Raw genomic sequence first — 23,604 nt, forward strand, 5'->3', positions numbered from 1 at the left:
GCGCCCGCTCGCTCTCGCCGCCGCCGAGTCAATCGGTGGTGGGCGTCGCTTTGGTCTCGCTCTCGGCGCGTCGCGCCGCCGTTTCCGACCGCACGCAGGCGTCGCTCACCCGCTTCTCGGTCGGCTGCAGGCCGATCCAGGCGCCGATCCGCTCGGGATCGAAACCGGCCTCGCAGCGGCCGCCGACCTTCATGAGAGGTCTGCGGATCAATATCGGGTCGATGATCATCATGACCAGCGCCGCCTGCGGCGTGATCCTGTCGATGTCGATCTCGCCGGATTTGACCTTGGGCGCGGCGAGATTGAACCATTCGCGCACCGGCGTCTCGCCGAAATAGGGCCGCAGGCTGGAGACGCTCCAGGGTTCCGCGAGCAGATTTCGCACCTGCAGCGCATGGCCGGAGGCGAGCAGCAGCGCCTTTTGGCGCGCATTCCCGGAGCAGCCGGGTTTCTCGTAGAAGATCACATCGGCCATACGCCACCTCGATGAGCGACTACCGAAGAAGAAAGCTCGTCTCTTTTATAGCGCATTTTTGTGCGTCGCGGAATGGCGTGATTCGGCGGCGCCGAATTTTTAACCGTTCAGAAACCAAGCGGTCGTGACGGGCCGATGACGGCCGCCGTTCCGGGCCTTTCCGGCGCAGATGAAATCATGCCTCGACGAGGGGGAGCGGAGGGACGGCGCGGCGCTATTCGCTCGCGCCGAATTTGTGCAGATGCGCGCCATGCGTGGAGAGCCAGCCCTCGGCGCGATCCGTCTCCGCGCAGAGGCGCCGCGTCAGCGCCCAGAAGCGATCCGAATGATCGAGATATTCGAGATGGGCGACCTCATGCGCGGCGAGATAGTCGAGCACGAAAGCGGGCGCCATGATCAGCCGCCAGGAGAAGTTCAGCGAGCCCGTCGCCGAGCAGGAGCCCCAGCGGCTCACCGTGTCGCGCAGGCCGACGCTGCGCGCGGGCAGGCCGAGCGCGCGCGTATGGCGCTCGACCGCGTCTTCCAGATCGCGGCGCGCTTCGCGTTTCAGAAAATCGGTGACGCGGCGATGAATATGCTCCTGCGCTCCGGCGACGCAGAGCTCGGATCCCGCTATGTCGCTCGACGCTTCCGCGAAACGCGTCTGGATCCATACGGTTCCGCGCGCGCCGGGGCGATGCGCGATCGAATGGTCGACGCCGCGCAGAGGCACGATCGCGCCGTCGCGGAAGGGAATCGTCTCCGGCAGCCGACGAAGCCGCGCGGAAATCCAGGCGGCGTGACGTTCGGTGAATTCGCGCGCCTCGCGCAAAGAGGCGCGCGCCGGCATTGTGAGCACGGCGTCGCGCGCCGCGAAGCGAACGCGCAGCGTGAAACGCCGCGCGCTGCCCAGGCGCCGCAGCGAGACGGTGAGCGTCTCGCCGGCGTGAGTGACTGTTATGGCGGTGGAGCCCGCGGTTTTGGCGAATCCGTCGCGTCGCAAACGAAGCATGGCGCGATGCTAACGCAAAGCCATGCCGAGTCGCGACAGGGAAGTGTCCGACTTACGCAAAAAAATGTCGACTGTGTCGTCTCTGCGTCGTCGCGTCTGCGCGGCGCGCGCGTCACAAATAGCGTTCGAGATCGCGCGCGGCGTCGGCGGGCTTGCGTCCGACATTGAAGGAACTGACGAAGCGGCCGTTCTTGTCCATCAGATAGACGACGGTCGTGTGATCGACCGCATAGTCCTCGCCGCTCTCGGCCGCCTTCTTGGCGTAGATGCGATATTCCTTCAGCATCGGATCGAGCTGCGCGCGCTCGCCGGAGACGCCGACGATGCGCGGATCGAAATTGGAGAGATAGTCCTTGAGCACGGGGGGCGTGTCGCGCTCGGGATCGACGGTCACGAATAATGCGCCGACATTGGCCTTCGGCCCCAGCGCGAGCAGGATCTCGGAAATCTCGAACAGAGTCGTATGACAAATGTCCGGGCAATGGGTGTAGCCGAAGAAGACCAGGAAGGGCCGGCCGAGAAAATCCTTCTCGGTGACCGTCTGGCCATTATGGGCGACGAGCTGGAACGGACCGCCGATGGCGGCGGCGGGCGGCGGCGGCGGCTTCATGCTGGTGAAAATCACCAATGCGGCGAAGGCCGCGAGAAAGACTCCGCCGATCGCGAAGAGAGGCAGTTTGGGAATATTGCCGCCGTCGGCGCGGCCCTTTCGACTCCGGGCGGAACTCTTGGAGGCGTAACTTTTGGACATGCGTTTGCTTCCCGAAAATTTGGCGTCGTTTCTCGTTTATCGCCGTGACCCGACGGCTCGCGGCCTTGTCGCGATCGCCTGTCGTGAGACCTCTTCGCGCTCGGCGGCCTTTGCGCGACGTGCGCCCTTCGGCGCGGCGCTCCTGCGTGCGATATGGTTCGACGCTCCTCTCTCGCCGCAGAACTTAGCCTGCGGAAGGGCGTTCGCCAAGCGTCGCCGCGTCGCGCGTCGCCGCGTCGAGCGTCGGGCGGCGTGGCCGACGCCGCGGCGCCGCGTTGCAGCACGCCGCAGGAAAACGCCTGCGCGGGCGACGGCTCGATATATAATGTCGGCTCGGCGATTCTCCCAATGAGCGCAGGCGCGAGAACATGAGCGACGACCCGAACGCCAGCCCCGGAAAAATTCTCGTCGGCGCGAATGCCGATGGCGTTTACAATTACCTCACTCTTTCCGTCGGCAATCGCCACGGCCTCATCGCCGGCGCGACCGGCGGCGGCAAGACGGTGACGCTGCAGAAATTGGCCGAGGGCTTCTCCAATGCTGGATGCCCGGTGTTTCTCGCCGATGTGAAAGGCGATCTCGCCGGCCTGTCGCAGACGGGCGAGATGCGCCAGGCTTTCGTCGATCGCTCGCTCGAGATCGGCCTCGCCTATGCGGTGGACCGCTTTCCCGTCATCTTCTGGGACGTGTTCGGCGAGCAGGGGCACCCGGTGCGCGCCACCATTTCCGAAATGGGGCCGCTGCTGCTCGCGCGCCTGCTCGAGCTCAACGATGTTCAAGAGGGCGTTCTCAATGTGACGTTCCGCGTCGCCGACGAGCAGGGCCTCTTGCTGCTGGACCTCAAGGATCTGCGCGCCGCTCTGAGTTATGTCGCCGACAATGCTGGCCGTTTGAAGACCAAATACGGCAATGTCGCGCCGGCGACCGTGGGCGCCATCCAGCGCCAGCTGCTGGTGCTGGAAGCGCAAGGGGCGGAGAAGTTCTTCGGCGAGCCGGCGCTCGACATCGCCGATTTCCTGCGCGTCGATCGCGACGGCCGCGGCGTCATCAATATATTGGCGGCCGACAAGCTCATGCGCTCGCCGCGGCTCTACGCCACTTTCCTGCTGTGGCTCTTGTCGGAGCTGTTCGAGCAGCTGCCCGAGGTCGGCGATCTCGACAAGCCGAAGCTCGTCTTCTTTTTCGACGAGGCGCATCTCCTCTTCGACGATGCGCCCAAGGCGCTGCTGACGGCGATCGAACAAGTGGTGCGGCTCATCCGCTCCAAGGGCGTCGGCGTCTATTTCGTCACGCAAAACCCGCTCGACGTGCCGGACAGTGTGCTCGGCCAGCTCGGCAATCGCGTGCTGCACGCGCTGCGCGCCTTCACGCCGCGCGACCAGAAGGCGGTGCGCGCGGCGGCGGAAACATTCCGGCAAAATCCGGCTTTCGACACGGCGGAGGCGATCATGCAGCTCTCCGTCGGCGAGGGGCTCGTCTCCATGCTCGACGCCAAGGGCAAGCCGGAGATCGTCGATCGCGTGCTCGTCGCGCCGCCGGCCGCGCGCGTCGGGCCGATCACCCCCGAGGAGCGCGCCAATGTGCTGGCGGCGAGTCCGCTGCGCGGCAAATACGACACGCCCATCGATCGCGAATCGGCCTTCGAAGTGTTGCAGAAGCGCGCCGAGGGCCATTTGAGCTCGGCCGGCGCCGGCCCGGCGCGGCCCGGCGAGCAGACGACGCAGGCGAACGCCGGCGGCGGCGTTCTCGGCAAGATCGGCGGCATGGTCGGCGGCGTCGTCGGCGGATTGTTCAAGCGCGAGAATCCCAAGCGCATGTCGACGGGCGAGCTCGCCATGCGCTCGGCGGTGCAATCGGCGGCGCGCTCCATCGGCACGCAGATCGCGAAGGAAGTGCTGCGCGGCGTGCTCGGCGGCATATCGCGCTGATCGCGGCTCTCTCTATTTCTTCGAGCAGGCATCAACGAAGGCCGCGGCGTCGTCCTTGCCGGCCGTGGTCCCATATTGCCGCGTCGTCTTGCCGAGACGATAGCGCAGCTGGCCGCTGCGACCGAAGGAGCGCATGAATTCGGAGCCGGCGTCGACGGTGAAGAGCATGGTCCAGCCATACATATTATTGCTCTCGATCTTGAATTCTAGGTTGTCGAGATCGGGAAGCATTCGGAACTCGGGGGCGCCGTCTCTTTTGATGAGGTCGCCGATCTCGCCGAGATCACCTTTGTCGAGGATGATGGTCGTCTCGACTTCGCCCGAGTGAGCGCGGCATTTGAACGAGAAGCGCCCGACCATATCGGTGCCTTCGGTCGAGGCGCGCACCAGTTGCGCAATCTCTGCATCGCCGTCGAAGCGCCAGCGGTCGTTCTCGACCGTCTGCGCCCGCGCTGCGGCGACCAAAACGGCGAATGCGGGCGGCAAAAACATAATCGGAGGCAATTTCATCGAAAATCCCGCGTCGCTATCGTCAGCCGCGCGCTTCCCGCCCGCGCATGGCGATCAGCCAATAGATCGTGCCGGTCAACGCGCCTGTGAGGAAGAACAGCAGCGCGAAGCGTCCCTCGGCCGCGCTCGCCTCTGCGACGCGAGAGCCCCCGCGCGCGGCGCGGAGAATTGTCGGCGCGGCAGCGGCGAGCAGCGCCGTCGCGCCCGCATACCATGTATAGGCGCGCGCGCCGGCGACCTCGCCGACGAGCGCGACAATGGCGAGCGGCGCCACGCAGCCGGCGATCCCCATCGCCCACAGCACATAGCCGAAGGCTGCGGCGACGTCGTCCGGCTCGGCCCAGAACAGCGCCGCAATGGCCAGGGACGAGCCGGCCTCGCGCGTCGTGGGATCGCTCAGCGCGGCGATGGGCAGGAAGATCATGCCGGCCCCGGCCGCCAGGACGAAGGCGAAAGAGATGACGAGAAGGCGGCGCAGCATAAGGGGATATCAGGGCTCCAGCACCGAATCCCAATAGAGATAGTCGAGCCAGCTGTCATGGAGATAATTGGGCGGGAACAGCCGCCCATTGCGATGCAGATCGGCGACGCTCGGCTGAAACGGCGGCTGCGCCGGAACCATATGCGCCTCATGCGGCAGCCGGTCGGCCTTGCGCAGATTGCAGGCCGAGCAGGCGGCGACGACATTCTCCCAAGTGGTGGCGCCGCCCTTGGAGCGGGGGATCACGTGATCGAAGGTGAGGTCGTCCCGCTGTCCGCAATATTGGCACGTGAAGCGGTCGCGAAGAAAGACGTTGAAGCGGGTGAAGGCGGGATGGCGGGCGGGCTTCACATAGGCTTTGAGAGAAACGACCGAGGGCAATCTGATTTCGAAACTCGGACTTTTGACCGTCTTGTCATATTCCGAGACGATATTGACCCGGTCGAGGAAGACCGCCTTTATCGCGTCTTGCCATCCCCATAGGGACAGAGGGTAGTAGCTCAGCGGCCGATAGTCGGCGTTGAGAACCAGCGCAGGGCAGGCCTGCGGCGAAACATTGGACTGGCGAAAGTGAACGGTCACCTCGGCCCTCTTTCCGCGAATCGATCGGACGCCCTCCAGCCCCCGAGCCGCGGCCATAGTCTATAGGCAGGATGACGCCATTGTGAAGGCTTCTCTCGGCGCCGCGGCGCCGCAGACGCGCGGACCCGCCGCCGCTATTGGTTAATACTATATAAATCAACAGCTTGATGGAATGGCGAGGCTCGGCCGCCGCCCTCTTCTCCCGATTTTGCCGCGATTTCGCCGCCCTGCGGGCAGGCCGTTTGCAGCCAAACTCCCGAAAGCCGGCCAAAACGGGGGAATTGCTCCATTACGGCACGGCGGCAGTATCGGGTTGGAGACGAGGCCGTGTCGAGTATCGCCGATCTTCCCTTTTCGTCGCTCCGTAAAGGCGACGCTCGCGCCAAAGCAGGAGCCGACAGCGCCGCATTGCGCAGCGGCTGGTCGCGCGCCATGCCGAGCCCCAATGCGGCGCTGATGCGCGCCTCCTTCTCGGTGATCGCTGCGCTGGTCGATATGGCGGTCATTCTCGCCACGGCCATCGCCTGCGAGACGCTGTATCACTATTTCGCCTATGGCTATGACGGCTCGACGCTGCCCAATCTGCGGCTGTGCATGTTCGCGGCGATCCTCTTCGTGCTCTCGAATGTGATGCGGCACGAATATGCGATCAAGAATTATCTGACGCTGGAGGGCCATGGCTGGCGCGGCGCGGTTCTGTGGAGCGTCGCCTTCGTCTGCGCCTTGACCTTCGGCTTTCTGGCCAAGGCGACCGAAGAATCCTCGCGCGGCGCCTTCGTGCTCTTCTATGCGACGGGCTTTCTCTCCGTCTATGCGGCGCGCGCGGCGCTGGTCGGCGTGGTTCGGCGCAGCGCCGAGCGCGGCGGCGCCTCGGCGCGCCGCGTGTTTCTCGTCGGCTTCGAGAGCGATATCGACGAATTCACGCGCCGCTATCAGCCCTGGGAGAGCGGCATGAATATCGTCGCCGCCGTGGCGCTGCGCGATCGCGCCGACGCCATGCAGGACGATCTCGCTCTGGCGCAGGCTTCGGCGCGAATGCTGCTGCCCGACGATGTGTTCATCCTCGCGCCCTGGAGCCGCACCGACGTCATCGACGATTGCGTCGCCGCTTTTCTGCGCGTTCCCGCCTCCATTCATCTCGGGCCGGAGCGCGTGCTCGACCGTTTCGCCGATGCGCATATCAACAAGATCGGCTCGATCGCCAGCCTCAATCTGAGCGGCCGCCGGCACGAATCGCTCGAGATCATCGCCAAGCGTCTCTTCGATATCGTCTTGGCGGCGGCGGGCCTCATCGCGCTGTCGCCGCTGCTGCTCGCCGTCGCGGCGGCGATCAAGCTCGACAGCAAAGGCCCGGCGCTGTTTTTCCAGCGTCGCCACGGCTTCAACCGCGAGCCCTTCCGCATCGCCAAATTCCGTTCCATGACGACGATGGAGGACGGCCGCGAGATCACTCAGGCGACGGCCGGCGACAAGCGCGTGACGCGCGTCGGCCGCTTCATCCGCCGCTACAATATCGACGAGTTGCCGCAGCTCTTCAATGTGCTGCGCGGCGACATGTCGCTGGTCGGCCCGCGTCCGCACGCTCTGGCGCACGACCAGCTCTTCGAGCGCAAGATCGCCCTCTATGCGCGCCGCCACAATGTGAAGCCCGGCATCACCGGCTGGGCGCAGGTCAATGGGCTGCGCGGCGAGATCGACTCGCCGGAGAAGATCCGCCTGCGCGTCGAGCATGATCTCTATTACATCGACCATTGGTCGCTGCCGCTCGACGTGTGGATCATCTTCATGACGATCTTCTCGCGCAAGGCCTATCGCAACGCGCTGTGAGGCCTCACACCAGCAGGCCGGCGCGCGCCTCTATGCGCACCGCGCTGCGGCCGCCGCCGCGCTTCTCCACCCTGATCTGCACGGGGATGCGCTGGCGCAGCGACTCCACATGGCTGATGACGCCGACCTTGCGGCCCTGTCCATGCAGCCGCTCCAGCGCATCCATGGCGACGTCGAGCGTTCCTTGATCCAGCGTGCCGAAGCCCTCGTCGATGAACAGAGTGTCGACGAAGGAGCCGCGGCCCTCGAGGCTGCATAGGCCGAGCGCCAGCGCGAGCGAGGCGAGAAAGCGCTCGCCGCCGGAGAGCGAGCGCGTCGAGCGCCGCTCGTCGCAAAGATCGCGATCGACGATCTGCAGGCCGAGATCGGCGGTGTCGCTGGCCGAGCGCTCCAGCCGATAGCGCGTCGTCAGCGTCGCCAGATTGCGATTGGCGAGGGCGACGAGATGCTCCAGCGTCACGCTCTGCGCGAAGCGGCGGAATTTGTCGCCGTTCGCCGAGCCGATGGCGGCGTCGACCTCCGCCCAGCTCTTATGCGTCGCCTCGGCGGCGGCGATCTCGCCGGCCAGCGTCTGCGCGCGACCATGCGCGAGATCATCGGCTGCGAGCCTTTCGCCGATCTCGCCGAGTCGCCGCGCCAGCGCTTCCAATTTCGCTTCCGCTTCGGCGCGGCGCGCGTCCACAATCGCGACATCCTGCTCCGGCCGTCCTGCGCCGCCGAGCGCATCGGCGAGGTCTCTCTCGCGCGCATTCCTCTCTGTTCGCACGGCGGCGAGCGCGGCGTCCGCCGCTTCCAGCCGCGCGCGCAATTGCGTGCGCTCCTGCGGCGAGACGGCGAGCAGGGCGAGCGCCGCCGGCTCGTCCATTCCCACGGCGACGATAGCCGCGGAAAATTCCTGCGTCGCCGCATCGCTTCGTGCCTGCGCGTCGGCGCGCGCGTCGCTCGCATGGATGAAATCGCGTTCGGCGGCGGCGCGGCGCGCCTCGGCTTCGGCGCTGCTTCGCGTCGCGGCGTCGAGCGATTGCCGCGCGAGGAGGCGCGCCTCGTTGCTGCGCGTGCGATGGATCGCCGTCGCTTCGCCGCCTAGCAATTCGCAGCGCTGCGCGCGCAGTTCCGCGAGGGCGCTGGCGCGATCCTCCTTCTGCCGCTTCGCGATCGCCGCCGCCTCGGCGCGCGCGCGCGTTTCGACGCGCAGCGCGATCAGCGTCTGCGTCATCTCCTCGAGATCGCGCTTCATGCGCGCGGCGCTTTCCTGCGCGTCGCGAAAATCCTCGCCCTTCGTCTTCAGCCGGCGCGTCGCGCCCGCGAGATCGCGCTCGAGATCGGCGGCGACGAGACCGCAGAGCGGCAGAAACAGCGCGAGCGCGCGATCCGCGGCGTTCCGGCTCTCCGTCGCGGCCGCGCGCGCTTCGCCGAGGCGCGCCGCTTCTTCGCGCGCAGAGGCGATGCGCGCGAGACGATCGTCGCGCCTCTGTCGGCGTTCCTCCATCGCTTCGGCGAGGCGATCATATGTCTTGCGCAGCGTGTCCATATCGGCGCGCAGCGCCCGCGCGCGCGCGATCCGTTCGTCGAGCGCGGCGCTCTCGCGCTCGATCGCTTCGGCGGCGACGGCGAGCGCGGCCATATCGTCGATCGCCGCCGGCGCCGCTGGCGCGTCATCGCGCCAGAACGCGCGCGCCGCGTCGAAATCTTTCGCGGCCTCTTCTACCTCGGCCTGCGCTTCGCCGCGGCGGCGCGTCGCGTCGTCGGCGCGGTCCTGCGCCGCGGCGCGGCGCCCGCTCGCAGAGGCCATCGCGCGCTCGGCTTCCGCCATTTCACGGCGTAGCGCGTCGCGCCGTGCGCGCAGCTCGGCGATCAGCGCATTCGCCGCCGCGCTCGAATGCGCATGGGGATGCTCGCTGGCGCCGCAGACGGGGCAGGGCGCGCCTTCGACGAGGCTGGCGCGCAGCGCCAGCGCCTGTTTGGAGACGGCGGCGTCGGCGATTTCTCCGAGCCGCTCCACCTCGCCGCGTCGCGCCTCGCACATCTCGAGCGCGGCGCGCGCCGCGCCGAGCGCGCGCGTCTCGCTCTCCTGCGCGGCGTTCGCCGTCTCGAGATCGAGCGTCGCGCGGTGGGAGGTCTCGCGCGCCTTCGCATGACGGCGCATCTGCGTCTCGATCTGCGTGGCGAGGCGCGCGAGCGCGTCGAGCGCGCGGCGGCGGCCGCTCGCCTCTTCCTCTTTCGACTGCGTCAGCGCGTCGCCGCGCGCTTCGATCTGCTTTGCGAGAGTCGCGCGCCGCTCTTTCGCCGCGCCGTCATCGGCGTCGAGCGCGGCGAGCTCGCGAGCGGCGGCGTCGATCTCGGCGCCGAGCTCCTGCATGCGCGCAGCGTCGCGGGCGAGCGACTTCGTCGCCTCGCTGCGGCGGCCGAGCCATTCGGCGATCTCGTTCCAGCGCGTGAGCAGCGGTTCGGCGCCGGCGAGACGCTCCAGCGCGGCGCGCGCAGTTTCGGCTTGCGACTCGGCGGCGCCGATGCGCTCGATCAGCGCCGCTTCCTCGCTCGTCTTCTGCTGCGCGATCAGCGCCGCGTCGCCTGCGATTTTCGTGGCTTTCGCCGCCTCCTGCTCGGCCGCGAGGACATCGGCGTCGAGCCCTTCGGCCTGCGACCACAAAGGCCCGAATGCTTTGAATTCGGCCTCCGCCGCATCGAGACGCACGCGCTTTTGCGCCTCTGCGGCGCGCGCGCCTTCGAGCGCGGCCCGCGCTTTCTCCGAGGTGTCGCGCGCGGCCATCTCATTCGTTGTCGCGCGGGCGAGATTTTGCGTTGCCGCTTCGCGCGCGGCGAGCGGCGCGCGCAGCGGCTCGGCGAGATCGAGGGTCTTCGTCCGTTCGCGCGTTTCCGCCAGTGTTTCCTGCGCGGCGAGCGCCGATCGCTCGCGGCTTTCCGCCTCGGCGAGGCGCGTCTCCATTTGCGTGATCGCCGCATGGCGCAGCAGCAGAGCGGCGGCTTCGTCGCGTTCCCGCGCGGCCTCGGCGCGGGCGGCGGCGGAGGTTTCGCGCTCACTCTCCAGCGCCGCGCGCGCTTCCGCCGGCAGCAGGCCGATCTCGTCGCGGCGGCGGCGCAGATGGTCCAGCGCCTCCAGCGCGGCTTTCGTTCGCAGATAGACGCGCTTGGAAATCTCCGCATAGACCGAGGCGCCGGTGATCTTCTCGAGCAGATCGGCGCGCTCTTTCGAATCGGCGCGCAGAAAAGCGTCGAAATCGCCTTGCGCCAGCAGCACGGTGCGGCGGAATTGCTCGAAGGTGAGATCGGTGAGCTCGACGATTTTGGCGCGCACCGGCTCGACGCCCGAGGCGACAGCCGCGACCACCGCGCCTTCCGCATCCAGACGATGCAGCGCGCGGCTGCGCTGCTGAAGATTGCCGGTCGCGCGGCCGCGAGCGCGCGCAATGTCGCAGCGGGCGCGATAGTGCTCGCCGTCGCGGCCGAGAAAATCCACCTCGGCGAAGCCGCGTCCCGCGCCGCGGCGCAAAATGGAGCGCGGATCGGCGGCGCTCACCGTCTGGCCGCTCGGGTCGGGAACGCTCTCATTGACGCCCTGCGCGGCGACGCGCGGAAAAGCGTCGTAGAGCGCGAGGCAGAGCGCGTCGAGAATCGTCGATTTGCCGGCGCCGGTCTCGCCCGTGATGGCGAAGAGGCCGGCGCCGCGCAGAGGCTCCTTCTCGAAATCGATCTCGAAATGCTCGGCGAGGCTCGCGAGATTTTCGCCCCGGATCGCGAGAATGCGCACTATTCCTCCATCGCGGCGGAATGGAACAGAGTGAGATGCTCCGCCGTCGGCTCGGCTTTATGGGTGAGCGCGAAGGCCTCGCGGAACAGCTCGACCGGCTGGCGTTCCGAAAGGCGCAGAGCGGCGGGCGCCGGCGCCTCCGTCTCGGCGCGCTGCGGACGCTCGACGGTGAGTGAGGCGAGGCGGATCGGAAATTTCTCCGCTATCGCGTCGATCTCGGCGTCCAGGCCGACGATCGGCCCTTCGGCGGCGATGGTGAGGTGAATAAACGGCTTCTCATCCGCTGGCGTCGCGGGATCGAGGGCGAGCGCGGCGAAAGCGGATTCGACATCGTTCCGCGCCATGCCGCCGCGCGGCGGAATGCGCAGGCAGGCTGTCGGACGCGGCAGCGGGACATGCTCGATCGTCGTCTCGGCCTCTCGAATCGTGACGATCGACACGCCGTGACGATAGTCGATCTCGGTCTTGGAGAGCGGAAACAGCGAGCCGGAATAGCGGATGTTCTCGCGCCCGATCGCCTGCGGCCGATGCAAATGGCCGAGCGCGACATAGGCCACATCCGGCGGAAACATGTCCGGCGGAACGGCATGCTCGCCGCCGACGAGAATGCGGCGCTCGGCGCCTTCCGATTCGAGGCCGCCGGCGACATGCAAATGGCCGGTGACGATGAGCGGCGCCGCGCCGATGCGCGCCCGCGCCGCGGCGATCAGCTCGCCATAGAGCGCGCGCACGGAGCGCACGACCGGCGAGCCCTCGTTCTCGCCTTCCAGAACCGGCAGATCGGCGGCGCGCGGATAGGGTACGGCGAGGAGGTGCGCCTCGACCGCGCCGCCGGCGCCGCGCAGTGGCACGAGATGGACGTCGGCGTCGATCTCGCCATTCTTGCGCGCGATCACGCCGACGCCGGCGACATTGACGAGATCGAACAGAGCGCGCGGCGCTTCTATGCGGCCGGCGGGATCGTGATTGCCGGCGAGAAGGACGATGGTCGCGGCGGGCAGGGCGGCGCGCAGCTCCTTCAGCGTGTCGTAGAGGAGCTTCTGCGCCTCGGCGGAAGGGTTGAGGCTGTCGAAAATATCGCCGGCGACGATCACCGCATCGACGCGGCGCTCGGCGGCGATGGCGACCAGCGCGCGCAGGACCTTGCGATGCTCCGCCTCGCGCGGCCAGCCTTGCAGCTGCGCGCCGAGATGCCAATCGGCCGTATGGAGGAGGGTGAGCAGCGTCCTGTCCTTCGCGTCTTCGTGGCTCGATCTACCATGAAGACGCGGAAGACAAGAAGGCGGTCAGCGCTGCGGAGCGGGCTTTGGCCACAGGCTGGCGCCGGAAGGGCCGACGCCGGTCTCGAGCAGCAGGACCTCGCCGTCCTTGGCCCAGCCGAAATGAACCGTCTCCGCCGGCACGACGATGGAATCGCCCGGGCCGAGGACGCGTAGCGATTTCTCGTCGAATTCACCGCCGACGCCGGCGTGGAAGCGCCCGGAGATCACCGTCACCAGGCGCGCGTCGGGATGCGTATGCGGCAACGATTTCGCGCCGGCCGCATATTTCACCGAGAGCGCATAGAGCGCGCCCGGCTGCGTCGCCGTTCCGCTCACCGGCGCGGCGACGACGCCCGAAAAGATCGGCACGGGCGCATATTTCAATTCGCTCTGCAGCACGGCCGGCGGTGGGCCGTCGGCCAGCGCCGCGCCGGCGCAGAGCGCCAGCGCGAGGCCGAGAAGATTGCGAGCGCGCATGAGGCCTCCGTCAGTGGAAGAGGACGAAGGTCTTCTGCAGCGTGATCGACACGCCCCATGCGAGCGGAATGCCGACGGCGGCCCAGGCGGCGAAGAGCAGAATGCGCGAATTGCCGTTCTGCGCGGCGGCGGCGCGGCGCGCATCGGCCGCGGCGGCCTCCGCAGCCTGTCCTTCCTCGACATAATCCTCGAAATCGGCGTGCGGCTCTTTTTCCTCCGCGACGACGGCGGCGACGCTGGTCTTCTTCTCCGCCGCGACCTCCTCATCGGTCATGAACAGCTTCTCGGCGACCGGCCGCACGGCGAGATCGCAGACGAGGCCGAGAACCAGCAGGCCGGCGAGAATATACATGGTCTGATTATAGACCGCATCGCGCGCGACGCCGTGGTCGAGCTGATAGTCGCGCAGATAATTGACCAGCACCGGACCGAGCACGCCCGCCGTCGACCAGGCGGTGAGCAGGCGGCCGTGAATCGCGCCCACATAATGCGTGCCGAAAATATCGGCGAGATAGGCGGGAATAGTGGCGAAGCCGCCGCCATACATGGACAGGATCACGCAGAAGAACAGCACGAAGAGCACGATATTGCCCTGCTGCGCGGCCCATGGCGCGGTCGAATAGAGAATAATGCCGAGGATGAAGAAGATCGCATAGGTCGTCTTGCGGCCGAGCTTGTCGGACCATGTCGCCCAGGCGAGGCGGCCGCCGATGTTGCAGAGGCTGAGCAGGCCGGTGAAGCCGGCGGCGATGGCGGCGATCTTCGCCTTTTGCGCCGCGTCGAGCTCGGAAAAGCCGATGTCGAGGCCGATGAGCTTGCCGCCGAACACTTCCTGCAGCATGGGAGAGGCCATGCCGAGCACGCCGATGCCGGCGCTGACATTGAGCATCAGCACCGCCCACAGCAGCCAGAATTGCGGAGTCTTCCAGGCGACGTTCAGATGGACGTGGCGGCTCGTCACCATCTTGTTGGCGGCCGTCGTGGACGGCGCCCAGCCCTCCGGTTTCCAGCCCTCGCGCGGTACGCGATAGCCGAGCGAGCCGCCCACCATGAAGACGAAATAGATCGCCGCCATCGTGACGAAGGTCTGCCACACGCCGACCGAGCCGGGCGTCGCGTAAAAGGACATCAGCCTGTCGGCGAGCGGCGCGCCGATCATCGCGCCGCCGCCGAAGCCCATGATCGCCATGCCGGTCGCCATGCCGCGCCGGTCCGGGAACCATTTGATGAGCGTCGAGACCGGCGAAATATAGCCGAGCCCGAGGCCGATGCCGCCGATGACGCCCGAGCCGAGCCACAGCATCCAGATTTGATGCAGATAGACGCCGGCAGCCGAGATCAGCAGGCCGCCGCACCAGCACACCGACGCGGCGAGGCCCGCCTTGCGCGGGCCGGCGGTCTCCAGCCAATGGCCGAACACCGCCGCCGAGGAGCCGAGAAAGACGAAGAACAAAGTGAATGTCCAGCCGAGCATGCTGATCTTCCAATCGCAGCTCGTGGCGAAGACGCTGGCGAAAAACCCCATATCCGCGGGGCAGGCCTTGGGCTCGGCGCCGCCGACGACGCGCGACAGCGGCAGCCAGAACACGCTGAATCCATAGGCCATGCCGATGCACAAATGCACGGCGAGAGCCGCCGGCGGCACCAGCCAGCGATTGAAGCCGGGCGCTGCGATGGAGCGCTCCCGGCTGAAAAATTGCCGGGACGGCATTGCGGCTACCGACATCAAATCCTCCAAAAGTCGAGCCGCGCTTCGCGTGGCGTCGTGAGCGTTCCCCCGAACGCCGCTTCCGCAGCGTCCGCTATTCCTAGAGACAATGCCGAGGGCTGCGACTTTTTCAACTCTTTCTATCGGAAAATCGCCACAGCGCCGATCGTCGATCAATGTGCTTTTCTCGTCGCTTTATTTGATTTCTCTATTATGACGCCCATCCGCCGGATTGGACGAGAGCTTTCTATCGGCCGACCGAAATTCGCGCGTGACGCCAATGTTTTTGCGCTTGCGGGCGGGCTTTTGCGTCCATATTCTGTATGACAATATGTAACTGCCGTATATAGCCAAGGCGCGCATGGGAGCGGCGGCGCGCATCTCGAGGCCCTCGCCATGCGGTTCGGCGTCTTCTCCACTTACGAAAACCCGCAGCAGGATTTCGCGCGCTGCTTCGAGACGCAGACGCGCCTCGTGCGCCATGCCGAGGCGCTCGGCTTCGAGGAGGCCTGGGTCGCCGAGCATCATTTCGAGCCGGACGCCGCCTGTCCCTCAATTCTCACGCTTCTCTCCTATCTCGCCGGCGTGACGAGCACGATTCGGCTCGGCTCGGCGGCGGTGCTGCTCGCTTTCCGCAATCCGATTCAGGTGGCGGAGGATGTCGCCACCATCGATCTTCTCTCCAAGGGCAGGTTCGATTTCGGCGTGGCGCGCGGCGGACCGTTCGAATTGCAGAATCGCCATTTCGGCGCCGGCAAGGATTCGACGCGGGAGATGACTCTGGAGGCGCTCGGCCTCGTCAATCGCCTGCTCTATGAGGACAGAGTGACTTTCACCGGCGCGCATTACGAGGCCAATGGCCTCAGCCTCACGCCGCGCCCGCTGCAAAAGCCCATTCCCACCTATCTCGCCACCACCACGCCGGGAGCGATTCGCTACGCCGCGCGCAATGGCCATGGCGTGATGGCCGGCCCGCCTTTCCCCATAGAGCAGATAAAGGAGACCTTGCGCATCTATTGCGAGGCCGCAGGGCCGGAGGGCGATCCGCGCTTCACCATGGCGCGCTTTTATTTCGCCGCGCCGCGCCGCGAGCAGGCGCTGGCCGAGGCCATTCCCTTCCTCTCCCGCTTCGCCGAGCGGATGCGCGGCAATTTCGCCCGCCAGGACGGCGCGGCGCCGGCCTCGCTGACCGAGGAGGGGTTGCTGCAACGCTCGCTGATCGGCGATTTCGACGAAGTGGCGGAGAAGATCGCCGCCTATCGCGAGGAGACGGGCGCGCGGGCGATATTGCTGAAGCCGATCTCGCGGGATCCGGAGAAGAACTTGCGCTCGCTCGAGGATTTCGCGCGGCATGTGCGGCCGATGCTGGGCTTGGAGGCGGCGGCGGCGCAGTGAGGGGCAGTCGAAAACGGCGTCTCATCGAATTTCGATGTTCTCTTCTACCGCATTGACGAACCTATATCCATCCAAGATACGAATTTGCGCCTCGTTTTTTTTCATTGCAACACGAATTACGGCAAACTCGGTTGGATTACGTTTCGCGAATTCTGCGGCGAACGACAGGCATTCATGGCTGTGGGTTGAAATGAAGAGTTGGCAATCATAATGCCGCGAAAATGATAGCAAAGATTCCCATATTTGAGACAAGTGTGAGTAGTGAAATCCATTCTCGAGCTCATCTATGAGTACAATTCCTCCAGCTTGCTTTGTAATAGAAAGCAGTATCGATACGAGCTTCGTGATCCCGCTGGACATAAGAGAGAGGGGAATTTTCTTCGGTAGCCCTGTGATAGAGGCGCATAGAACGGGAGATCCTCCGGCTATTTCTACAGAAATACCAGATATTGACGGATAAATTTTAGAAAAATGTGTCACAAATTGAGCGTCGCTATAATGCTGGCTCAAATGCGAAAATTGACTCAGCGTTTCTTGGTGTGATAGAGGCCTGTTTGCTGAAATGAGAGAAATATTGACATGCTCACCTAATGCTTTTGTAAAACTTATTTCGCTATTTCGAATTTCTGGTTCGACGATATCTTCGACTTCGCCATTGAGTTTATATATGAATCGGATTGGTGATCTGAGTGGAATTGTCTGTGGAGGAACGCTAGGGTTGTCTCGACGTGGAGATGGTGGTCTGGTTCGATTTTGCATTTGAATAGTTACAGACCTGTTCTCGTCTTGCTTGCCTTTCATAGAAATAAGTGCCTGCTTATTGGTGTCAAATGCAAAAAACAGATCGGAAAATAGCGCGTCCCAAATATCCGCCTGTTCTGCGCTCAAATGAACTCCTTCGAGACCGCGCCAGCTGCGAGTGCTCACGGCAAGCTCCGGGCTAACTCCTCGAACCAAAAATAACCCTTCGAGAAGGGATGTCTTTCCCGTTCCATTATCTCCAACGACAACATTGACGCGCGTGCAGCCGTCCACTTCCGCGTCTCGAAAGCAACGGAAATTTCGCATAGAAAAGGAGTTGACCATCGGTTCCCCAAAGACGCCGCTATATCAACGCGATCCTGGACGAGACATCGATACCGGGTGATAGACAGCGATAATTGGTGATGTTCACCGGGATTGCCCGGGATCAGCCGCGATCAGCCGGGATCGTCCGCCTTTGGCCGCGCCGTCGCTTTTTCTTCGGCGGCACCGGCGGCAGGCCTCGCAATACATTCATGTAGCGGAAAATCGACGACTTCGCCGGGGCCCGTTCGGGGGAAAACCGGGCGGCGATGGCCGCCGGCATCTGTCCGACCGGCATCGTCCCGAAAATCGACCGCAGATACGTGGCGACTTCCGGGTCTTTTTCCCACCATGGCCGCCGGAACAGGACGACGGTGAACTGTTCGACCACGGTTGAAGGCTCCTTCAAGCCGGTTTCAATGGCCATCCGGCCCGTCGTGAAGGCTATGGTGGCCAAGCCCGCGGGTTCCGTATCGGATGTTGGCGGCGGCTCGGCCGACGCCCTCCAATTCGTGCCGGAGCTGGCGGGCGAGGCTGAGAGCTTTTTCCAGGCCTGCGGTCTCTACGCTCGGCTCGGCCTTGACCTCGAGGGCTTCCTTGATCTCGCGCCCGACCTCGCGCGCCTTGTCGCGGCCTTCCTCCATTTTCGTCGCGTCGACCTGCGGCGCGGCAGGCTGAGGGGCGGGCGCATCGGCGAGGGTGGGGACTTTCTGCGGCTCCGGGAGGTTGCGCGGGTCCGACCACCAAGGCAGGGAAATTCCGTGAGAGCGCCACCACTCATGAGCCCTGCGGGTGATTTCGGCCTCTTTTCGAGCCAATATCTCGGGCGTCCAGCCGAACGCCTTTTCCTCCGCCTTGCCGAGCGCCCATTGTCCCGCCCATTGGACGGCGCCGAGCGCGAGCCCAGTGCGGAGCGTGGCGCCGACGCCGCGCGCAACCTCGAGCACGCGCTCCACTCCGCCGGCCCCTTTGACGAATTCCGTCGCGAAATCGCTCGGCGCGCCGATGACTTTCGAAGCGGCGCCCGCGCCGTTCCTGAGAGACAAGAGAGCGTTCGCGCCCTTGGCGCCCGCGAACAGTCCCCCGCCGACGGCGGCTCCCGAGAGGAGCGTATCCACCCATGGCCGATCCTTCGCGACGTTGGATTCCCACCAATCGAGGAGGGATGTCACGCCATGGAGCCCAGAGGTTCCTGGCCCCATGAGCGGTTCGGCCGACGTGCGCTTGAAATTCTCGAGTTGGCGCTCGAGAGCCTTGAAAGCGGTCGCGGCGTCCTTGTTTTTCCACACGTCCGCCGCTTCTAACCCCATGGCTTGCCTCGAAAGCGCGGTATCCTTGTCGATACGGCTCTTATTGGCGCGATAGAAATCGAAGAGTCCTCGAACCGAGGGGTTTTCCATCGCCCTCGACGACCATGCGTCGATCTGTTCGTCGCTGTAACCGGCCCGTCTCAACTGTGGCAGCGCGATTTCATGAACCCACTGAAATGGGTTCGTTTTCGCCGTATTCTGGCCCAGAAGCGCGCCGGGTTTTATGCCTTTCAAATTCCCTTTGCTGTCCAGGTCGACATATCGCGGGTCTTTCGCGTCCGGGACAAACCCCGCGTCGACCCATGCTTGCGCGGCTTTCGGCGACATGCGCCCGCCGATGATTTCCTGAAAGAACTGCCGTTGATCGACGCCGGCGGTCGAGCCGCCGATCGCGGCGATGAGCGACGCGGCGGGGCCGGCGATGTAATCGAGCGACAGATTGCGAGCGCTGAGAGAGCCCGTGTATTTGCCGAACTGATACCAGTCCTCTGGCTTCACCGTCTTCTTGAAAGCGTTGGCGACCTTTGCGAAGCGCTCGAGATATTTTTCCGCATCGTCCAGAGTGTTCGCCGCGCCGAATTCCTCGAGCGCGCGAACGATCGCCAGCATTCCCTTGCCGGTTCCGGCGCCGGGGTCTTGCGCCTCGACGTTCGCTCGATATCGGGTCAATGGCTCTTGGAATTCGAGCGCATGTTCGAGCGAGCCGAGAGCCGGCGTCGTCTCTATGATCTGCTCTTCGATCTGACTGCGATCGAACTGTGGAAACAGCGAGGAAACGCGCCGCGCCTCGGCTTGCGCCTTGGCGATATCGGAGGCTTTGAAACCGGCTGTTTCGAGGCTGACGGCGTTTCGGACCGCATTGGCGCCGGCGCTGGCCTCGTCTTTGAAAAGCTTCAGTCCCGCGTGTGCAGCGGCGAAGCCGGCGGCCGCGCCTCCGAGCCTCGAAAGTACGCTGTCGACGCTCCGCAGCTGCTTTTCGTAATCCTCGGCCTGCTCTTGCGCCTTTTTGATCGCCTGTTGCTGCTCGAGCCAGACGCTTGCCTTGACGCCGCCGCCGCTGGTGCGTTGCGCGTCGATCTTTGCGGCCGTGCGCTGAAGCTTGTCGAGCTCGCTCTCGACACCGCGAATTGGCCCTGTCGCCTGATCGATCAGGCGCAGGATCATTTCGACATTCATGGCCATGGGGAGTCAGCCTCGAGCATGGAGGAAGCGAACGGCCGCGCTCTCACGCGACCGCCCGCTTGCCGGCCTTCATTCCTCGGTCTCGCCGTTCATGACGCGCGCGAGAGCGTTGATGCACGTCAGAAAGTCGGCGGCGTGCATCGCCTCCAGCAATTCCCGCGGCGCATCCGAGACGATGCTGAGAAGAAGATGCGCCGGGCGCTTCTGCTCGGACAAATAGCGGACCATGTCGCCACCGTTCGGAATGCGAAAGACGAGATTGTCGCAAGCGACGCCGCGAAACGTGAAGGGATGTTGCAGCGGAATCGAGACGCTGCCCCAACCATCCTCCTTGTCCATGTCGCGGAAATGATCGGAAACCGCGGGCGGCTCCAAGGTTTCCGTTTCGGGTTCGAGGGCCGAAAGTCTCGGGTCTGTCATTTTCAAAGCCTTGTCAAAGAGGGGTAAAATCAAATCGCAATGTTTGCGATCCGATCAGTCCAGGAAGGGCGAGACGATCAATTTGGCGCTGTCCATCCAAATATTGCTTCTGCCGTTCTCCACCAACGCCGCTTTCAGCAGCTCCAGAGCTGCCTGTTCCAGGCTGGGGCCGACGATGAGATGTGTGGGCGTGATCCCCAACAAGCCCCCAGTGTCGCCGCGCAGGCTTTGCATCGAATGGCGTGCGGCAGCGTAGTTCGCCCAATCGAGCGCGGCTTTGGAGCCGAACGCCAGTTGCCACAGCCCGTAGCCGGCGTTCACCCTTCCGCGCACCCCGTAGAGATATTCATCCTTCAAGACGACGCGCTCGGAATTATGCGTATTGATCGTCTGAAACTCATAGGGAAGACGCTCTTGCCACACGAAAGACCGGATAGGCTTTGAAGCGTCGATCAAGAACCAAGCCGGGCCGACGCCCGGCTGCATGTTCGAGACGAGCACCTCGTCACCGGCATTGTCCATTTTGAGAGGATGCTCCGCGTCGAAGAAGTTCTGTCCGTCATAGCACTTGCTCTGAAACCCCATCTGGATCAGCTCGAAGAGCAGCCGATCGGGATGGAGCGCCGTCGTATCGCCCATCTGTTCGAACAAAGGCGCGAACAGGCCGTATTGATCGTCTTCGATCGCAATTCGGGGAACGATGACGGTGCTTTCGAAGAGCCGGTTCTTGATCAGCCAGCCAAAGGCTTTGAGCTGAGTTATTTGTCGATCGCCGATCCATTCGCGAAGCTGCGGGAATTGTCCGAGCCATGGATAGATCGTCTCGCCGGACGTCGACTTAGTCTTCATCGCGATTTCGAGGGCGCGGGGAGACGCGGCTTTCAGCCCTTTCTGAAAGCTCGTCTGGTAGGCGGTGGTGAGCATGTTCAGCGTCTCGGAAGTGATGAGCATTTCCGTTCCTTTCAGTAGTCGGAGGCCGCTTCCGGCGGCGCGGCATGATCGATGCGCTGTAGCTGGCCTTCGCTTATCAGCCAGGCGCGAGCGCGGACGACAGAGCGTCTGTGACATCTGAGACGCTGAGCGATTTTCGCGATGCTCATTCCCGCCAGCGTCAACTCTTTCACGCGCACGATCCGCACGATGAACGGAACCATGGGGATCATGACATTTTCCCCCATAGGGAAAATGTCGTCACAAATCCTCCACGCAATTTCCTCATCCACGAAATCGAGGAGCCACGAGCTTTTATTCGCCAAAAATCCCTTGCCATTCGGAAACCAGACCAATACGCCGCCTTTCGCTTCGGCGATCGCAACAGCAGGTTGAAGGCCCGCGATCTCACCGATTTGCCTCAACGGCTCGGGCAAATGACAGATGAGACGAGCTTCCAGAGCGTCGTTGCCGAGATCCAAATAACGGTCGGTCTGCTTCGACATGTTCACCTCGATGGAGAGCAACCCGCAAAGCGGGTTGCTCTCCCCGCCGGCCTCTCCGCCGATGTTCAGCCGAGCGTAGAAACAAGCGGAACCAAGCGAACTTAGACGGGCCGGCCGCCGCCAACTGCCGGAGACAGCTGTCTCCCGAAATGACTAACGGAATAGATTTGTCAGGGGCGCGGGCCGGGCTCGGCGATTTGCTCGAGCGTTGAAAGGCCATTTTAAGCCGTGGGCGCGATTCGCTCGACCATCGGCTACCGCAGTAGCGGAAAGGCGGGAGGCCTCCTTATAGGCCTCCCGCGGTGTTTGTCACTTTGCGCGCTCAGCCTCTTTCACGGCGAGGTAATCCTCGGCGTTGATGTTCATCTGCTCGACGATCGCGCGCTCGGTCGCCGCGAGCGCCGATTGCGGCCCGCCGGACTGCTTTCCGATGTTGGACACGCCGAACAGCGACGGCATGTCGGAGACGAACGCCTTGAAGCGCTCGACGCCGCCTTCCGCGCGGCAGCTCGCGAGGTGGTAGTCCTTGGTGGCCGGCGTGACCTTGCCCGCTGACATGGCTTCGCTCACGAGGCGCTCGATTTCCGCCTCGCGCCTCGCCGAGACCGCATCCTCTATCGCTTTTTCGGCGTTGAGCGCGCGCGCCGACATGGCGTCGAAATCGGCGCACGGGACGAAGAGCGACAGGTCAGCGGAATTCGTCGCGGCGGCCGTCTTCAGTCGCTCGATCGCGGCGACGAAGTCGGCCGGCGCCGCGTCGGCGGCCACGTCGAGCGCGTCCGAGAGCGCCGCGCGCAAGTCCGATTGCCTTTCATCGACGGCGTTGAGAGCGACCATTTCGAGGTTCGGCCGGTTCACCAAGCCGGCGCCGGCGAGCGAGACGATTTCGCCGCTCGCGCGATTGTGGAGGAAGGTCGGGGAGAGGAAGCGATATTCGCGCGCCTCGATCGCGGCCTTGGCCTTTGCAGTCCAGCCGACGCGGCCCCACAGCTCGCCGCCGCGGACCTCGAGCGCCTCGATCCATCCGGCGGCCGGCGCCGGATGGCCCTGCGGCGCGAGCCGGTCTTGCCCATGCTCCCAATCGATCGGCAGCGGACCCTTGCGGCTATTGAAGGCCGCGACCAGCGCGCCGGCGTCGGGCAGTTTCCATCTGCGGCCGTCGCGGCCGACGATATCCGGCCCCTTGGGGAGCAGCTGCGCCCATTCCGGCGCGCCGCCCTCTGCGGCAAGCGCCAGCGCCTCGCCCTCGAGGACGGGAGAGGCGTCGCCGCAAAGCGCTATCTCTGCATTCGGTTTTTGAAAGGCTGGCCTTGTCCGAGTCATGATATCCTCACTTCCGTGATTTCCACACGCGCGCCGTTCTCCCATCGAACAAACCCGAGGTTGAATTGTGCGTGCATAAGCGCTCTGTCGCAGTCCGAAATCATGTTTTCCAAGCACTTGCGGTGGACTTCCAGAAAGCGCTCGAGCTTTTCCCGGCGGGCGTGGTCATCCGAGCCGAGAGCCGACTGGTCGATGATGTCCATCACGCCGAGCATGTCGCGTATCGCTCTCAGGCCGTCGTCCACCAGCTTGAGGTTTTGCTTCGCATCTTCCATTTCGTGGGCGCTCGGGCCGTCGTCGAATTTGATCGGCGCGGGCTTTTTGGCGTAGGCTGTCTTCGGTCGCTTCGTCATAGGGTCTATCCGGTTCATGGGGCTGCGATCATCGCGAGGCGGGGGGCCACCCGCCTCGCGTGCTGCGCTTTCAGTTCGGCAAGGCGCCGCGGCCGTCGATCAGCCGGCTCACGTTCTCGGACAGCGCAGCCTGATTTCTGTTGCAGGCGTCCAGCCAAGCCTGATGCCCCTCGGTCAGGACGTTGCAAATATCCGTGAGCGCGAAGAGATGCGCGCGGTGCTCTTCGATGATGTCGACGAGCGTCGCGGGAGGGAGCGCGAGAAGCGTCTCACGCAGTTCGGGCGTCGTAGCGGCAGGTTTCATTTCCAGAGTCCTTTATCGAGAAATTTGCCATGAACGCGGCGACGCATACGACACG

General features: G+C 64.7%; 23 protein-coding genes. 4 read left to right on the forward strand and 19 right to left on the reverse strand.

Features of this window, described 5'->3' with window-relative positions:
* Positions 1–28 precede the first annotated feature (28 nt).
* The 3 genes from KP010_RS15920 to KP010_RS15930 form a co-directional block, all read right to left on the reverse strand.
* A complete protein-coding gene (locus KP010_RS15920; RefSeq protein WP_142861444.1) occupies positions 29–475 on the reverse strand; it encodes an ArsC/Spx/MgsR family protein in 447 nt (148 codons plus the stop codon).
* Between the two features lie 214 nt (positions 476–689).
* The gene (locus KP010_RS15925) at positions 690–1,466 is read right to left on the reverse strand and encodes a M48 family metallopeptidase (protein ID WP_108916585.1); all 777 of its coding nucleotides are present in this window, start codon (positions 1,464–1,466) and stop codon (positions 690–692) included.
* 112 nt (positions 1,467–1,578) lie between these two features.
* The gene (locus KP010_RS15930; protein ID WP_142861443.1) at positions 1,579–2,217 is read right to left on the reverse strand and encodes an SCO family protein; all 639 of its coding nucleotides are present in this window, start codon (positions 2,215–2,217) and stop codon (positions 1,579–1,581) included.
* A 368-nt stretch (positions 2,218–2,585) separates the two neighbouring features.
* Here KP010_RS15930 and KP010_RS15935 point away from each other — a divergent pair, with 368 nt between their 5' ends.
* On the forward strand, positions 2,586–4,145 hold the full coding sequence (locus tag KP010_RS15935) for a helicase HerA-like domain-containing protein (RefSeq protein ID WP_185966374.1): 1,560 nt from the start codon (positions 2,586–2,588) through the stop codon (positions 4,143–4,145).
* Between the two features lie 12 nt (positions 4,146–4,157).
* On the opposite strand, the gene KP010_RS15940 is transcribed toward KP010_RS15935, so the two are convergent.
* From KP010_RS15940 to KP010_RS15950, 3 genes are read right to left on the reverse strand one after another with little or no spacing between them, the layout of a single operon-like run.
* A complete protein-coding gene (locus KP010_RS15940) occupies positions 4,158–4,655 on the reverse strand; it encodes a hypothetical protein (RefSeq protein ID WP_142861442.1) in 498 nt (165 codons plus the stop codon).
* Positions 4,656–4,677: 22 nt separating this feature from the next.
* A complete protein-coding gene (locus tag KP010_RS15945) occupies positions 4,678–5,136 on the reverse strand; it encodes a hypothetical protein (RefSeq protein ID WP_108916588.1) in 459 nt (152 codons plus the stop codon).
* Positions 5,137–5,145: 9 nt separating this feature from the next.
* A complete protein-coding gene (locus tag KP010_RS15950) occupies positions 5,146–5,718 on the reverse strand; it encodes an HNH endonuclease (protein ID WP_174800236.1) in 573 nt (190 codons plus the stop codon).
* Positions 5,719–6,045: 327 nt separating this feature from the next.
* Between KP010_RS15950 and KP010_RS15955 the strand changes: the two genes are divergently transcribed.
* Positions 6,046–7,545: an exopolysaccharide biosynthesis polyprenyl glycosylphosphotransferase gene (locus KP010_RS15955; protein ID WP_142861441.1), complete on the forward strand. Its 1,500-nt coding sequence runs from the start codon at positions 6,046–6,048 to the stop codon at positions 7,543–7,545.
* A 4-nt stretch (positions 7,546–7,549) separates the two neighbouring features.
* Here the strand turns inward: KP010_RS15955 and KP010_RS23385 are convergent, their stop codons facing one another.
* The 4 genes from KP010_RS23385 to KP010_RS15975 form a co-directional block, all read right to left on the reverse strand.
* Positions 7,550–11,314 (reverse strand): AAA family ATPase, encoded by a 3,765-nt coding sequence (locus tag KP010_RS23385; protein ID WP_142861440.1) that lies wholly within the window; start codon positions 11,312–11,314, stop codon positions 7,550–7,552.
* Positions 11,314–12,537 (reverse strand): exonuclease SbcCD subunit D C-terminal domain-containing protein, encoded by a 1,224-nt coding sequence (locus tag KP010_RS15965; protein ID WP_142861439.1) that lies wholly within the window; start codon positions 12,535–12,537, stop codon positions 11,314–11,316. The genes KP010_RS23385 and KP010_RS15965 overlap by 1 nt, the downstream gene beginning before the upstream one ends.
* A 63-nt stretch (positions 12,538–12,600) precedes the next feature.
* Positions 12,601–13,053, reverse strand: a complete 453-nt coding sequence (locus KP010_RS15970; protein ID WP_216281167.1) for a cupin domain-containing protein — start codon at positions 13,051–13,053, stop codon at positions 12,601–12,603.
* A gap of 10 nt (positions 13,054–13,063) precedes the next feature.
* Entirely contained in the window at positions 13,064–14,779 is a 1,716-nt protein-coding gene (locus KP010_RS15975) for an OFA family MFS transporter (protein ID WP_216281168.1), read from the reverse strand.
* Positions 14,780–14,818: 39 nt separating this feature from the next.
* Between KP010_RS15975 and KP010_RS15980 the strand changes: the two genes are divergently transcribed.
* Both KP010_RS15980 and KP010_RS15985 read left to right on the forward strand, forming a co-directional pair.
* Positions 14,819–15,088 carry a hypothetical protein gene (locus KP010_RS15980; protein ID WP_146188353.1) on the forward strand — a complete coding sequence of 90 codons (270 nt, stop codon included), beginning with the start codon at positions 14,819–14,821 and terminating at the stop codon, positions 15,086–15,088.
* Between the two features lie 69 nt (positions 15,089–15,157).
* Complete coding sequence (locus KP010_RS15985) at positions 15,158–16,156, forward strand: LLM class flavin-dependent oxidoreductase (protein WP_216281169.1); 999 nt, start codon at positions 15,158–15,160, stop codon at positions 16,154–16,156.
* Between the two features lie 21 nt (positions 16,157–16,177).
* Here the strand turns inward: KP010_RS15985 and KP010_RS15990 are convergent, their stop codons facing one another.
* The 9 genes from KP010_RS15990 to KP010_RS16030 form a co-directional block, all read right to left on the reverse strand.
* Positions 16,178–17,242, reverse strand: a complete 1,065-nt coding sequence (locus tag KP010_RS15990; RefSeq protein WP_256448894.1) for an ATP/GTP-binding protein — start codon at positions 17,240–17,242, stop codon at positions 16,178–16,180.
* Positions 17,243–17,345: 103 nt separating this feature from the next.
* Positions 17,346–17,648, reverse strand: a complete 303-nt coding sequence (locus tag KP010_RS15995; RefSeq protein ID WP_216281171.1) for a hypothetical protein — start codon at positions 17,646–17,648, stop codon at positions 17,346–17,348.
* A complete protein-coding gene (locus tag KP010_RS16000) occupies positions 17,638–19,713 on the reverse strand; it encodes a hypothetical protein (RefSeq protein ID WP_216281172.1) in 2,076 nt (691 codons plus the stop codon). The genes KP010_RS15995 and KP010_RS16000 overlap by 11 nt, the downstream gene beginning before the upstream one ends.
* Before the next feature lie 69 nt (positions 19,714–19,782).
* Entirely contained in the window at positions 19,783–20,133 is a 351-nt protein-coding gene (locus KP010_RS16005; protein WP_216281175.1) for a phage tail assembly protein, read from the reverse strand.
* Positions 20,134–20,187: 54 nt separating this feature from the next.
* A complete protein-coding gene (locus KP010_RS16010; protein WP_216281176.1) occupies positions 20,188–21,084 on the reverse strand; it encodes a Mu-like prophage major head subunit gpT family protein in 897 nt (298 codons plus the stop codon).
* A gap of 11 nt (positions 21,085–21,095) precedes the next feature.
* A complete protein-coding gene (locus tag KP010_RS16015; protein ID WP_216281177.1) occupies positions 21,096–21,569 on the reverse strand; it encodes a hypothetical protein in 474 nt (157 codons plus the stop codon).
* Positions 21,570–21,878: 309 nt separating this feature from the next.
* Positions 21,879–22,892, reverse strand: a complete 1,014-nt coding sequence (locus KP010_RS16020) for a phage protease (RefSeq protein ID WP_216281178.1) — start codon at positions 22,890–22,892, stop codon at positions 21,879–21,881.
* Complete coding sequence (locus KP010_RS16025; RefSeq protein ID WP_216281180.1) at positions 22,889–23,245, reverse strand: hypothetical protein; 357 nt, start codon at positions 23,243–23,245, stop codon at positions 22,889–22,891. The genes KP010_RS16020 and KP010_RS16025 overlap by 4 nt, the downstream gene beginning before the upstream one ends.
* 70 nt (positions 23,246–23,315) lie before the next feature.
* The gene (locus KP010_RS16030; protein ID WP_216281182.1) at positions 23,316–23,549 is read right to left on the reverse strand and encodes a hypothetical protein; all 234 of its coding nucleotides are present in this window, start codon (positions 23,547–23,549) and stop codon (positions 23,316–23,318) included.
* Positions 23,550–23,604 lie beyond the last annotated feature (55 nt).

The sequence above is a fragment of the Methylosinus sp. KRF6 genome (assembly GCF_018887255.1).
GTDB lineage: Bacteria > Pseudomonadota > Alphaproteobacteria > Rhizobiales > Beijerinckiaceae > Methylosinus > Methylosinus sporium.

What these genes read in the sequence shown, in the direction of transcription:
- KP010_RS15920 (WP_142861444.1), bottom strand. Translation starts at nt 475, where the DNA reads ATGGCCGATGTGATCTTCTACGAGAAACCCGGCTGCTCCGGGAATGCG.
- KP010_RS15925 (WP_108916585.1), bottom strand. Translation starts at nt 1,466, where the DNA reads ATGCTTCGTTTGCGACGCGACGGATTCGCCAAAACCGCGGGCTCCACC.
- KP010_RS15930 (WP_142861443.1), bottom strand. Translation starts at nt 2,217, where the DNA reads ATGTCCAAAAGTTACGCCTCCAAGAGTTCCGCCCGGAGTCGAAAGGGC.
- KP010_RS15935 (WP_185966374.1), top strand. Translation starts at nt 2,586, where the DNA reads ATGAGCGACGACCCGAACGCCAGCCCCGGAAAAATTCTCGTCGGCGCG.
- KP010_RS15940 (WP_142861442.1), bottom strand. Translation starts at nt 4,655, where the DNA reads ATGAAATTGCCTCCGATTATGTTTTTGCCGCCCGCATTCGCCGTTTTG.
- KP010_RS15945 (WP_108916588.1), bottom strand. Translation starts at nt 5,136, where the DNA reads ATGCTGCGCCGCCTTCTCGTCATCTCTTTCGCCTTCGTCCTGGCGGCC.
- KP010_RS15970 (WP_216281167.1), bottom strand. Translation starts at nt 13,053, where the DNA reads ATGCGCGCTCGCAATCTTCTCGGCCTCGCGCTGGCGCTCTGCGCCGGC.
- KP010_RS15975 (WP_216281168.1), bottom strand. Translation starts at nt 14,779, where the DNA reads ATGTCGGTAGCCGCAATGCCGTCCCGGCAATTTTTCAGCCGGGAGCGC.
- KP010_RS15985 (WP_216281169.1), top strand. Translation starts at nt 15,158, where the DNA reads ATGCGGTTCGGCGTCTTCTCCACTTACGAAAACCCGCAGCAGGATTTC.
- KP010_RS15990 (WP_256448894.1), bottom strand. Translation starts at nt 17,242, where the DNA reads ATGGTCAACTCCTTTTCTATGCGAAATTTCCGTTGCTTTCGAGACGCG.
- KP010_RS15995 (WP_216281171.1), bottom strand. Translation starts at nt 17,648, where the DNA reads ATGGCCATTGAAACCGGCTTGAAGGAGCCTTCAACCGTGGTCGAACAG.
- KP010_RS16000 (WP_216281172.1), bottom strand. Translation starts at nt 19,713, where the DNA reads ATGGCCATGAATGTCGAAATGATCCTGCGCCTGATCGATCAGGCGACA.
- KP010_RS16005 (WP_216281175.1), bottom strand. Translation starts at nt 20,133, where the DNA reads ATGACAGACCCGAGACTTTCGGCCCTCGAACCCGAAACGGAAACCTTG.
- KP010_RS16010 (WP_216281176.1), bottom strand. Translation starts at nt 21,084, where the DNA reads ATGCTCATCACTTCCGAGACGCTGAACATGCTCACCACCGCCTACCAG.
- KP010_RS16015 (WP_216281177.1), bottom strand. Translation starts at nt 21,569, where the DNA reads ATGTCGAAGCAGACCGACCGTTATTTGGATCTCGGCAACGACGCTCTG.
- KP010_RS16020 (WP_216281178.1), bottom strand. Translation starts at nt 22,892, where the DNA reads ATGACTCGGACAAGGCCAGCCTTTCAAAAACCGAATGCAGAGATAGCG.
- KP010_RS16025 (WP_216281180.1), bottom strand. Translation starts at nt 23,245, where the DNA reads ATGACGAAGCGACCGAAGACAGCCTACGCCAAAAAGCCCGCGCCGATC.
- KP010_RS16030 (WP_216281182.1), bottom strand. Translation starts at nt 23,549, where the DNA reads ATGAAACCTGCCGCTACGACGCCCGAACTGCGTGAGACGCTTCTCGCG.